Source organism: Nocardia arizonensis (genome assembly GCF_001310275.1).
Lineage (GTDB): Bacteria > Actinomycetota > Actinomycetes > Mycobacteriales > Mycobacteriaceae > Nocardia > Nocardia arizonensis.
On sequence record NZ_LGYZ01000084.1, the window covers coordinates 72,527 to 84,491 of the forward strand.

Sequence of the window (11,965 nt, forward strand, 5' to 3'; positions counted from 1 at the left end):
CGTCAGATCACTTGATTCCGGATCGGAGGAACGCGTCGGCGATATGCCGGGAGGCGAAGAGATAGACCACGAGCACGGGAATCGTGGTGATCATGGCGGCGGCCAGCAGCGCGCCGGAGGTCGGCCCTTCCTGGTTGGCGAACAGTTGCAGCCCGGTCTGGATGGTGGTCTTGCTCGCCTGCGGCGCGACCAGGGTCGGCCACAGGTATTCGTTCCAGGTGTTGATGAACACCAGGATCGACACGGCCGCGAGCGCGGGACGCAGCAGCGGCAGCACCACCATGCGCAGGGTCTCGCCGGGCCGCGCGCCGTCCATCACCGATGCCTCGAGCAGGCTGGTCGGAATGGCCGCCAGGTATTCGCGCAGCAGCAGCAACGGCAGGGCACAACCCGCCAGCTGCGGCACGATCAGTCCGAGATAGCTGTTGCGCCAGCCGAGTTCGGCCGCCAGCAGGAACTGCGGGATGATCAGCGCCTGGGGCGGGATGATCAGCGTCGCGCCCGCGAGCAGCACGAGCCCGTGGCTCCATCCCGGTCGGAATCGCACCAGCGCGTAGGCGGCGGGCACGGTGACCAGGATCTGTAGTGCGGTCACCCCGGCGGCGGTGATCACGGTATTGAGCAGCATCATGCCGATCGGGAACTTGAACACCGCGTCGCGGTAGTTCTCGAGTGACACCGTGGCCGGGATCAGGTCGGTGGAGAACAGGTCGTTGGGCGGGCGGATCGAGGTGAGGCCGGCCCAGAACAGCGGGAACAGCAGTGCGAAGACGCAGCTCAGGATCACGAGGTGGCGCAGCGCGCCGCCCGCGCGCCGCAGCGCCGTGGAGGTCGTCGCGCGCCGCAGCGCCGTGGCGGTCATCGCGCGCCCCCCGCGGTCGCGCCGGCGCGGCGCACCAGCCTCGCGCCGCACTGGCCGAGCAGGTACGCGCCGCCGATGGCCAGCACGATCAGCACCGCCGAGGCCGCGGCGGTGCCGCTGTCGAAGAAGGTGAATCCGTAGGTGTAGAGCCGGTAGTAGATATTGTCGGTCGACCCCTCGGGTCCGCCCTGGGTGAGGATCGCGACATTGGTGAAAACCCACTGACCCGCCAGCAGCACGCACAACAGTCCGAGCAGCACGACCGAGCGCGTCAATTGCGGAAGCACGATGTACCGCACCGTCTCCCAGGTCGAGGCGCCTTCGACCCGCGCGGCCTCCAGACCGCTCTGGTCGATGTTGGCCAGCGCCGCGGAGAACAGCAGCACATCGAGTCCGATGATCTTGCCCGCGGTGATCACGACGATCACCGCGGGCGCGAGAGCGGCGTCGCCGAGCCAGTTCTGTGCGGGCAGCCCCAGATCGCGCAGCACGGTATTGGCGATCCCCTGGAGCGGATTGAGCATGAACTGCCACGACACGGCGTTCGCAGCGGGGGCGAGCACCACCGGCAGGAACAGCAGCGCCCGGTAGACGGTACTGACGCGCCCCGGGCGCAGCCACAGCGCGACGGCCAACCCGAGCGGGACGAGGGTCGCCAGCGGCAGCATCAGCAGCACGTAGACGCCGGTTTGCCAGATGGCCCGGCGGAACTGCTCGTCGTCGAAGAGCCTGCGAAAATTGTCGAATCCGACGAATTCGGCCCGCGTGGTGAGATTCCATTCGAGCACGCTGACGACGGCGGTGGCGATCATCGGCGCGTAGACCCAGATCACCAGGGACAGCGCGACCGGCGCCGAATAGGCGAGTGGTCGATGGCGGATGCGCACCGCCGCCGTCAGAACGCTCATTTCGTCAGGTCCCTGATCTTCTCGGCGACCTTGGTCAGCGTCGGCTGTGCCTCGCGGCCCTGGATCACGATGGGCTCAACACCCTCGTCCTGGAGGATCACCACCGCCTGATTGGCGCGATTGCCGGGGAAGTACCGGTAGGGGGTGACATCGCCGATCTGGTTCAGCGACGGCAGCAACCGGTTGTTCTGCCGGAAATAGTCGCCCAGGTAGGCCGGATCGGTGACGATGGCCGGTCGCAGGGGCAGATATCCGATGGACTTGGTGAGGATGGTGAAGCCCTCCGGGCTGGTCAGGTATCGGACGAACTCCCACGCCGCGCGCTGTTTGCGCTTGTCCTTGGCGAAGACCGCCAGACCCGCACCGGAGAAGGTCGGCTTGGCTTTGCCGCCGTCGAAGGAGGGGAACGCCGCGGTGCGCAACTCGAATTTGCCCGCTGCCGCCTTCTCGTTCGCCGACATCGCCGCGGTGGTGAAGATCAGCATGCCGAGCTTGCCGCCCGCGAACGCCGCCTGCGCGTCGTTGGCCGAGACATTGGGCTGTGCGCCCGAAACGGTCAGGTCGCGAATGCGTTCCAGGGCCCGCACCGACTGCGCGGAGTCCACGGTGACGTTGCCCTTGGCGTCCACGACGCCGCCGCCCTGGCTGTTCATCACCGACTGCGTCATGTAATCGGACTTGCCGGGATCGGCGAGCGCGACGTACACACCCGGCGTGCCCGAGCGCGCGATGGCGCTCGCGGCGTCCTTGACCTGGTCGATGGTGGTGGGCGGCTTGTCCGGGTCGAGTCCGGCGGCGCGGAACAGGTCGGCGTTGTAGTACAGGATCGGCACCGACATGCTGAACGGCATGATGTCGACCTTGCCGTTCGGATTCCGCACGGCATCGAGGACATTGGGGTAGATCCCCTCGGTCGCCGACTTCCAGTCCTGACCGGACGGTATATCCTGCACCGGCACGATCGGCAGACTCGTGCGCGCCTCGGCCGCCTTGCTCCAACCCAATTGCGCCACATCGGGAGTCGTGCCCGCGGCGGTCTCGGAACGGAGTTTGGTCAGCACGTCGGCCACCGCGACCGCCTCGGGCTGGACCTTGATGTCGGTATGCGCGGCCTGGAAGCGATCGACCAGTTCCTGGATGGCGGCATTGCAGCACGGCGTGCCGTAGTTGTAGGACAGGAACCGGATGGTCACCGGTCCGTCGGCGCTCGTGTCGTCGGCCGAACCACAGCCTGCGGCCACGACCGCGAGCACCGCCGCGACAGCGGCGGCGAAAGCCGAACGGAGGCGGCCGGATCGGGCGCTCATGACCGTTCCCACGGTTCGGCCGGGACCTCGAAGCGCATACCCGGTTCGCCGATGTGCACCGGTCCGTCGAATTCGGCCGCGGCGTCGGCGCGTCTGGCCTCTTTCCACTCGTCCTGCGGCGCGGTGAAGTGCGTGAGCACCACCGAGCGGGCCCCGCCCGCCGCGGCGGCCTTGCCGACCTCGGTGGCCGACAGATGTCCGTGCGCGGTGTGATCCGGCTGCGCCAGCGACGCCTCGGCCAGGAAGATGTCGACCTTGTCGGCGAGGGTCACGAGGTTCTCGTTCCACCCGGTGTCACCGGTGAAGGCCACACTGCCGGTCGGGCTGTCGATGCGGACTCCGCAGTCCGGCGCGGTGTGCACCATCGGCACCATCGTTATGGTGCAGTCGTCGAGTGGATAGGCGGCGCCGCGTTCGTATTCGATGACCTCGTAGGCGAAGTCGAAGGCCCGGTTCAGATGCGGAATGGTCTGCACCGGAAACAATTCCGCGAGCCGGTCCAGGGTTTCGCGGGCGCCTGCGGGCACGAACAGTTTGATGCGTTCGCGCTCGGCTTCGCCGTGGAATTCGCCTTCGCCGTCGGTGTCCACCAGCCAGGTCTTGCCGTAGGGCAGCATCGCCTGCTTTCCGATGGGCAGCACGTCGTAGCAGTGGTCGAGGTGCATATGGCTGATGACAACCGCGTCGAGTTCGCTCGCGTGCATGTATTTGGTCAGCATCACGGCAATTCCGGGGCCGCAATCGAGGAGAATTTTCGACCGGCCGGTGTCGACCAGATAGCCGGAACTGGCGGCGCCATCAGCGGGCATTGCGGCCCGATTTCCGACAATTGTCAAATGCATTCGACATGCCTCTCTACCCTGAAAGTTTGCGGCTCGAGCGTATCGTCGGGCGAAGGGCAGGCCGTGGAATCACTTGGAATGCCGATAAATCCATGACATTTTCGGATAGGGCCTCGGAGCCGGGGGTCGCCAACTGCGGCGACGCGCGCGATGCTGGTTGTTAACACAGAATTGTCCTGCCGGTCGGGTCGGCGATAATCGATTGTTCAATATCATCGACAACGGATTTCATGGATGTGTCGGACGAACGAGCGGAGTTGGGCGAATGACGGACGAGACGATCGCGATCACCGACCGCGCGCTGCCCTTGCGCGGTGCGGTGAACGCCCGCGATCTGGGCGGGCTGCGCACCGGCGACGGGCGCCGGGTGCGGGCCATGCGGGTGCTGCGCTCGGACGGACTGTCCGAACTGGACGGCGAGGACGTGACCTTCCTGCTCGACCGGTGTCTGCTGCGCATGGTCCTCGACCTGCGCGCGCCGGGGGAGATCGACACCGACGGCCGCGGCGCGCTGTCGGAGAGCGTGGCGATCTACCGCAACACCCATGTCTTCGGCGCGGACCGCACCCGCCTCGACCTGTCCACGGTCTCGCCGTCGGGCGGGATGCTCGAGCGCTACATCGGATATCTCGAGCACAGCGCGGACAACATCGTCACCGCACTGGACCTGCTGGCGAGCATGGACAATCTCCCCGCCCTGGTGCACTGCGCGGCGGGTAAGGACCGCACCGGCGTCGTGATCGCGATGCTGCTCGCGGTGCTCGGCGTGCGCGAGGAGGACATCGTCGCCGACTACGCCGCGACCGGCCCGAATATCGCGGCGCTGCGGGCGCGGGCGCAGCGCACGGCGACCGCCCGCAGCGCCGGAATCGACATGGCGGCGGTGCCGGAATGGGTGTTCGCTGCCGACGCGTCCACGATGCGGAATTTCCTGTCCCACCTGTCGGTCGAATTCGGTGGCGCTCGCGCCTGGGCGGCTCGCGCGGGTCTCGACGAGGCGGCGCGGCGTCGTCTCGTCGAGAACCTACTCGAGCCCGCGGGCGCCGACTCGGGCGCTCGCGGGTAGCGGCCGGTATCGCGCGGCCCGCGGCGGCAGCGAGATGCCGTAGCAGCGCAACATCGCGACACGTTGCCCGAAGGCGGCCCCGCGCATGATGTGGGTGGCGAGTTCACCCACCGTGCGCCGGTCGACCGCCTCCAGATGGGTGCCGCGCAACCAGGTGTTGCACGCGCCCATGGCCGGACCGCACCATATCTGGTAGTCGGCGGCTCGATCGGTGTCGCCGGTGACCGCCCAGCGCGACGAGAGCCCGAGATACCACCGGAAGATCAGCGCCATCCGGCGTTTCGGATCGCCCTCGGCGCGCGCGAGCTGATCCGGGTCGCGCTCGGCGAAGTACGTGTGCGTCTGCGACCAGATTTCGTCGAGGCCGCGGCGGAAGACGTCGCGCTCCAACGTCGCCCGGGTCGAGGCGGGTATGTCGTCGATGCCGTCGTATCGGCGATACAGATCGTAGAGCTGGGCGGCGCGGCCCGCGAACATGGTGCCGCGGCGCAGTACCTGCACCTTGGCGCCGAGTTCGAACATGTCCGCCGACGGCGCGAGTTCGCAGTCGGTGAGTTCCGCCGTGCCGAGCAGCGCCTTGACGGCGGGCGACTGCCCGGCCTCGACGCAAGCCTGATTGATCGAACCGGTGACGACGTAGTCGGCGCCGAGGGTGAACGCCGCGGCGGCGGCCTCGGGTGTGCCGATGCCGCCTGCCGCGCCGATCCGCACGCGCACCCCGCCGTGCGCGGGCGTGCCGTCGCGCAGCGCGATGAGGTCGCCGAGCAGTGCCGTCAGCGGTCGTCGATCGGTGTGCCCGCCGGAGTCGGCCTCGGCGGTGATGTCGTCGGCCATCGGCACGGTCGCCGCGAGGCGGGCCTGCTCCGCGGTGATCGCGCCGCGCTCGACGAGCCCGCGCAGGATCGGCGCGGGCGCGGGGGCAAGGAAGAGTTCGGCGATCTCGCGCCGCGACACCTTCGCGATGACCCGGTTGTCGATCACGGTGCGCCCCTCGCCGTCGGAACCGAGTCCGGCGGCCCGGTAGCGCACCAACTCGTCGGTGAGCCGGACGAAGGCGGATGCCTCAACGCAGCGCACCCGGTGCCGCAGACACAGGTCGACGGCGGTGCGCTCCATCGCAGGTTCGCTGGGGCTGTGGATCACATTGCACGCGAACGGCGCGCCGGGGCTGCGCCGGGCGATCTCGGTCAGACCGCTGTCGAGACGTTCGGGTGAGAGACCGGCCGCGCCGAAGGAGGCGAGCATGCCGAGTCGGGCGAGTCCGACGACCAGATCGGCCGAGGCGATGCCGTTGGCCATCGCGCCCGCGTGGTAGCAGTGGGTCACGCCGTGCCCGCGCAGGAACTCGCGCGAACCGAGTCGACCCGGCGGCAGCGGGCCGAGGGTGACCAGCGGGCGCGCGGCGGCCGCGCTGTCGTTGGTGAAGGCGACGCCACCGCCGTCGGCGACGATGTGGACCGGTTCCTCGAGTCGCGCGAGTACCGAATAGACATCCCGCGCTGTTGTCGATAATCGCGCCGGGCCGACAGTATGTGTCATGGGGATTCCTCTGCGAGATAGCGGGTTGCGTCGGGGACGGTTTCAGGGACCGGTGAACGCGCCCTGAACGAAGCATCGCGACGGAATTAACGAACTCGGTGACCGGGGCGATCCCCAAGATTCCGGTGCGCGAGCGATCATGAATCCCAATCCTTCTTGCCCGATTGAGTTCGCACTGCTGCACTGTGTTTCGAGAAGTCCGATGGGCCGCTGCTTCGAGACGGAGTTGTCCGTAGCCGACCGTCGATATCCATGATCGAATCCGGACGAATTCAACTTCAATTTCCGTGCCGGGTACGACCGTTGTCTCGAGGCTGGAGCGAAATGCCGCGAACAATGAATGGGCGCACGGCCGTGATCACCGGCGCGAGTGGCGGAATAGGTGCGGCCGTCGCGGTGGCATTGGCCGAGGCCGGTGCGAAAGTCGCACTGGCGGGCCGTGATCGCGCCGCATTGGAGCGGACCGCCGCACGATGCCGGGCCGCCGACGTCCCGGTACTGACCGTGCCATTCGACGTGACGGTGGCCGCGGAGTGCGCCGAGGCCGTCGCCGCGGTCACCGACCGACTCGCCGCGCCGACCGTGCTGGTCAATGCCGCGGGGATCGGTGAAAGTCGCCGATTCGCCGACGTGACCGTCGACGTACTGCGCGAGGTCATGAAGGTGAACGTGGAGGGGCCGCTGCTGCTCATGCAGGCCGTCCTGCCGCGGATGGTCGAACTCGGCCGCGGCGCCATCGTCAACATCGGTTCGACGGCTTCGAGCGTCGGTCTTCCCCGCGCCGCGCCCTACACCGCGGCCAAACACGCGCTGCTCGGCGTGACACGTTCGGCCGCAGCCGAATACGCCGACAAGGGCGTGACGATCAACTGTGTCTGTCCCTACTACGTCGACACCCCGATGACCAGGCGGGTGATCGAGGCCCGCATGCGCGGCAAGGGCTGCGACTACGACGAAGCCGTGCGCCCGCTGCTCACGCCGCAGGGGCGGCTGACCACGCCCGAGGAGGTCGCCGCGCTGTGCCTGCTGCTGGCCTCCGACGCGGGCGCGGCCATCACCGGTCAGGCGCTCAATATCGACGGCGGCCGGGTGCAGGGCTGATCGGCCGCACCTGCCCGCAGTCGGACTCGTTGGAGGAAATCCGATGCACGACAACAAAACCCACCATCGAAACGACCGAGGTCACGCCGTCGTGCTCGGCGCCAGTGTCGCGGGCCTGCTCGCCGCGCGGGTGCTGGCCGATCATTTCGAGCGGGTCACCCTGCTCGAACGCGACGAGATCGACGGACTCGGTTATCGCGACGGTGTCCCGCAGGCGCGCCACATCCACGCGCTCATGCACGGCGGCAGCCAGGGCATGAACGAGGTCTTCCCGGGACTGCTCGAACAACTGCGCGCACTCGGCGTACCGCACAGCCCGTGGCTGGCGAAATCCCGGTGGTATCTGGGCGGTGTGCCCATGCGCAGCCCCGAGCGCACCGAATTGACCCTCGCCACCCCCAGTCGTCCGCTGCTCGAACACCTCATGCGTGGGCGGGTTACCAAATGCCCGAATGTCGTTCTGCGGCAAGGGATAACCGTGTCAGGTCTGCTGCGCTGCGACGACCGGGTGGCGGGTGTGACGACCCGGGAGAACGCGACCGGACGCACCGGTGAGGTGCGGGCCGATCTGGTGGTCGACGCCACCGGGCGCAATGCCAGGACGGGGGAGTGGCTGACGGCCGCGGGCTGGTCGGCTCCGGCGGAATCACGGGTCGAGGTCGACCTCGGTTACTGCTCGCGCCGCTATCGCCGACACCCGGGCGACCTCGACGGCGACCTCGCACTGACCGCCTCCACCGTGCCGGGTATGCCGGGCGCCGCGGTCCTCGCGATCGAGGACGACATGTGGCACGTCACACTGTCGGGCACCCTCGGCACCCGTGCGCCCACCGACGAGCAGGGATATCTGGATTACGCTGCCGCACTGCCGGTTACGGATGTCATCGAGCTCATCCGGGTCGCCGAGCCGGTCGACGACCCGATCCAGCACCGGGTGCGCGATTCCATCCGGCGGCGTTACGAGGACCTGCGCGAGGTCCCCGGCGGACTCGTCGTCATCGGCGACGCCGTCACCAGCTTCAATCCGATCTATGCGCAGGGTATGTCGGTTGCCGCGCAGGAGGCGCTGGTGCTGCGGGACTGGCTCCGCGAGCCGGGACCGCTGCGGCCCCGGGTGTTCTTCCGGCGGATCGCTCGCGTCATCGACGCCGCCTGGGGCATGTCCACCGCTATCGACCTGCGCTCCCCCTTGGTGAAGGGCGAGCGGACCCGACTGGGCACACTTTTCGGCAGATACCTCAAGCAGGTCCAGATGGCCAGTGCCGCATCGCCGTTCGTGGCACACCGGCTGCTGGCGGTGATCAATCTGACCGAGCGTCCGCGCACCCTGCTGCGGCCGAGCCTGGTGCTGTGCCTGGCGCGACTGTGGGCCGAACGCGCCCTCGCGACGCGGCGGGCGGCGGTCCCCGCGTCGAGGCCCGCGCCCGAGACGGCCGCCGATCCCGCCCGACCGGTCGGAGATCTGGTGATCCGCGAACGCGTCGAGGAGTCGTCGGGCGTCGTGTCACTGATCCTGGCCCGTCCCGATGGCGCACCGCTGCCCGCCTGGACCCCGGGCGCGCATATCGACGTGCTGGTCGGCGACGGCACGCCGCGGCAGTACTCGCTGTGTGGCGACCCGGGCGAATCCGGGCGATGGCGCATCGCCGTCCTGCGCGCGGAACAGGGCCGGGGTGGATCGGTGTACCTGCACGAACGCGTCGCGGGCGACACACTCGCCGTCGGCGCGGTGCGCAACCACTTCCCACTGGTCCACGCGCGGCGATTCGTGCTGATCGCGGGCGGCATCGGTATCACCCCGCTACTGCCGATGGCGCGTGAACTCGCGGCGGGCGTGGCGCCGTGGACCCTGCACTACGGCGGACGCACCCGTGCCGCGATGGCCTTCGCCGCCGAATTCGCCGACCGCGAGTGCTGCACCCTCTACCCGGAGGACGAGGTGGGCCCGCTGCCCCTGCGGACCATCCTCGACGCCGTCGCCGACAGCGAATGCGCGGTCTACTGCTGCGGGCCGGAAGGACTGATCGCCGCGGCCGAACGGCTGTGCCGGGACCGGCCGAAGCTGCGCCTGCACGTGGAGCGGTTCAGCCCGCGACCGGTCGAACCCGAAACCCCCTCCGACACCGCGAGTTACGAGGTGGAGTTGCGCCGGTCTGGCCGCACGCTGACCGTCGAACGCGGCGCGAGCCTCATCGACGAACTGCGTGACGCGGGCGTCGCGGTGCCGTTCTCCTGTCGGGAGGGCACCTGCGGCAGTTGCGAGACCCCCGTATTGGCCGGTGCCGTCACCCACCGCGACTCGATACTCACCGACGCCGAGCGCCTCGCGGGCAGATCCATGATGCTCTGCGTCTCCTCCGGCGCCGCCGACCGACTCGTCCTCGACCTCTGAACACCGGTACTCCGAAGGGATCTCTCATGTACGACGTCATCATCGTGGGCGCGCGCTGCGCCGGGTCGCCGCTGGGCATGCTGCTCGCGCGCAGCGGACGCCGGGTCCTGGTCGTCGACCGCGCGACCTTCCCCAGCGATACCGTCTCCACCCACTTCATCCAGCAGACCGGTATCGCGCTGCTGCGCGATTGGGGCGTGCTCGAGGCGGCCACGGGCAACGCCCACCCCATCCGGCATATGACCGCTTCCTTCAAGGATCTGCTGATCAGCGGATTCGCCGATCCGATCGACGGCATCGACCGGGTGTACGCGCCGCGCCGCACGGTCATGGATGCGGCCCTGCTCGAGGCCGCCGTCGATGCGGGAGCCGAAGTGCGCCAAGGCTATACGGTCGAGGAACTGATCGTGGCCGACGATCGCGTGGTCGGCATCCGCGGCCGCGCGGCGGGCGGTCGACTACACGAGGAGCGCGCCGCCGTCGTCGTGGGCGCCGACGGCGCGAATTCCACGGTCGCCAGACTGACCGGCGCGGCCGTCTACAACCACGTGCCCGCCGCCTGCTTCATCTACTACAGCTACTTCGCCGGCCTGGACTGGAACGACTTCCACCACCGCACCGGGGATTTCCAGCAGATGGGCGCCTGGCCGACCAACGACGGCCTGCATCTGGTCGCGGTCATGCGCAAACGCGACCGCTTCGCCGCCTTCCGCGCCGCCCCCGCGGAGACCTTCGCCGAGATCGTCGACACCGTGACCCCCGACCTCGGCGCGGATCTGCGCGCCCGCGGTGAGCGGGTCGCGCCATTGCAGCCGATGCTGTACCCGGACAACTACTACCGCCAGGCCGCCGGGCCCGGGTGGGCGCTGGTCGGCGACGCCGGCTATCACAAGGACCCCTACACCGGTAACGGCATCGCCGACGCCTTCCGGCACGCGGGCCACCTCGCCGAGACGCTGCACGCCAACCTGGACCGTGGGCCCGCGGCGGTGGACGCGGCGCTGAAGGAGTATGGCGAATATCGCGACGAGGAGTCCGCGCAGACCTACGAATTCACCTGCACCATATCCGAACTCGAACTGCCCCAGCGCATCTACGACGCCTTCGACGCCTCCAGCCGCAGCCAGAAGTACCGGCTGGAGTTCTTCCGCATGATGGCGGGCGCCATGCCGGGCCACGAATTCTTCGCCCCCGACCGGCTCGAACGCATGTATCGCGAGGTCGGTTTCGTGCCCGCCGGCGCAGTGTCACCGAACGGCGGGCACTGATGCCGGTGAAGCTCGTCGTCATCGGCGACAGCTTCGTCGAGGGCCGGGGCGACCCGGCCCCCGGCGGGGGGTATCGCGGGTGGATCCCGGCATTCGCGCGCCTGCTCGGAATCGGGGACGACGAATGCCGCAACCACGGTGAACATCTCGCCACCACCGCGACCGTGCGTGATCGTCAACTCGTCGCCGTGCGGACCGTGCGGCCACAGGTCGCGGGGATGATCGCCGGATTCAACGATATCGTCGGCGAATACCGGCCCGCCGAATTCCGGGACAATCTGCGCGAGATCTTCGCGACCATGTCCCGTGCCGCCTCGGTCGCCTTCACCGCGACCTACCCCGATGTCACCGACCGGCTCGCCATGACCGCTGCGGCGCGCGCCGACATACGCGGCCGCACCACCGACGCCAATTCCGTCCTGCGTCGCACCGCCGCCGAATTCGGCATGGTGTGCGTGGACGCCGCGCGTGCGCCGCTGTCGGAAGTCTGGCGTGACGGGGCGCTGTGGTCCGACGACGGAATCCACCCGAATCGACTCGGCTACCGCCTCTTCGCCGAGCAACTCGCCGACGCCGTCGCCGAGGACCTCGGTGTGGCGTTGCCCGCCAACGCAACCTACTCGGCCGTCACCGGCTGATACGCGCGGCGCCGCCCGGCCTGCGAAACACATGATCCGAAA

At 68.8% G+C, this 11,965-nt stretch carries 10 protein-coding genes; 5 read left to right on the plus strand and 5 right to left on the minus strand.

All coding sequences use genetic code 11. The features are described 5' to 3' along the window. Positions 1-7: 7 nt before the first annotated feature. The 4 genes from APZ21_RS19230 to APZ21_RS19245 are packed head-to-tail and all read right to left on the minus strand — an operon-like array spanning position 8 to position 3,919. On the minus strand, positions 8-862 hold the full coding sequence (locus APZ21_RS19230; RefSeq protein WP_054814805.1) for a carbohydrate ABC transporter permease: 855 nt from the start codon (positions 860-862) through the stop codon (positions 8-10). Beyond that, entirely contained in the window at positions 859-1,770 is a 912-nt protein-coding gene (locus APZ21_RS19235) for a carbohydrate ABC transporter permease (protein ID WP_054814722.1), read from the minus strand. The genes APZ21_RS19230 and APZ21_RS19235 overlap by 4 nt, the downstream gene beginning before the upstream one ends. Continuing rightward, positions 1,767-3,077, minus strand: coding sequence for an ABC transporter substrate-binding protein (locus APZ21_RS19240; RefSeq protein ID WP_054814723.1), 1,311 nt, complete (start codon positions 3,075-3,077; stop codon positions 1,767-1,769). Before APZ21_RS19240 ends, APZ21_RS19235 begins: the two co-directional genes overlap by 4 nt. Further along, a complete protein-coding gene (locus APZ21_RS19245; protein ID WP_054814724.1) occupies positions 3,074-3,919 on the minus strand; it encodes an MBL fold metallo-hydrolase in 846 nt (281 codons plus the stop codon). The genes APZ21_RS19240 and APZ21_RS19245 overlap by 4 nt, the downstream gene beginning before the upstream one ends. Positions 3,920-4,184: 265 nt before the next feature. Between APZ21_RS19245 and APZ21_RS19250 the strand changes: the two genes are divergently transcribed. Then, entirely contained in the window at positions 4,185-4,985 is an 801-nt protein-coding gene (locus APZ21_RS19250) for a tyrosine-protein phosphatase (RefSeq protein ID WP_054814725.1), read from the plus strand. Here APZ21_RS19250 and APZ21_RS19255 read toward each other — a convergent pair. Beyond that, positions 4,944-6,524, minus strand: coding sequence for a PfaD family polyunsaturated fatty acid/polyketide biosynthesis protein (locus tag APZ21_RS19255; protein WP_054814726.1), 1,581 nt, complete (start codon positions 6,522-6,524; stop codon positions 4,944-4,946). The genes APZ21_RS19250 and APZ21_RS19255 overlap by 42 nt on opposite strands. Positions 6,525-6,848: 324 nt before the next feature. On the opposite strand from APZ21_RS19255, the gene APZ21_RS19260 reads away from it, so the two are divergent. From APZ21_RS19260 to APZ21_RS19275, 4 genes are read left to right on the plus strand one after another with little or no spacing between them, the layout of a single operon-like run. After that, a complete protein-coding gene (locus APZ21_RS19260; RefSeq protein ID WP_162240355.1) occupies positions 6,849-7,625 on the plus strand; it encodes an SDR family NAD(P)-dependent oxidoreductase in 777 nt (258 codons plus the stop codon). A gap of 43 nt (positions 7,626-7,668) precedes the next feature. After that, entirely contained in the window at positions 7,669-10,017 is a 2,349-nt protein-coding gene (locus tag APZ21_RS36195; RefSeq protein WP_156371189.1) for a 2Fe-2S iron-sulfur cluster-binding protein, read from the plus strand. Between the two features lie 26 nt (positions 10,018-10,043). Next, entirely contained in the window at positions 10,044-11,285 is a 1,242-nt protein-coding gene (locus APZ21_RS19270) for an NAD(P)/FAD-dependent oxidoreductase (RefSeq protein ID WP_054814728.1), read from the plus strand. Further along, complete coding sequence (locus APZ21_RS19275) at positions 11,285-11,923, plus strand: GDSL-type esterase/lipase family protein (protein ID WP_054814729.1); 639 nt, start codon at positions 11,285-11,287, stop codon at positions 11,921-11,923. Before APZ21_RS19270 ends, APZ21_RS19275 begins: the two co-directional genes overlap by 1 nt. Positions 11,924-11,965: the final 42 nt, after the last annotated feature.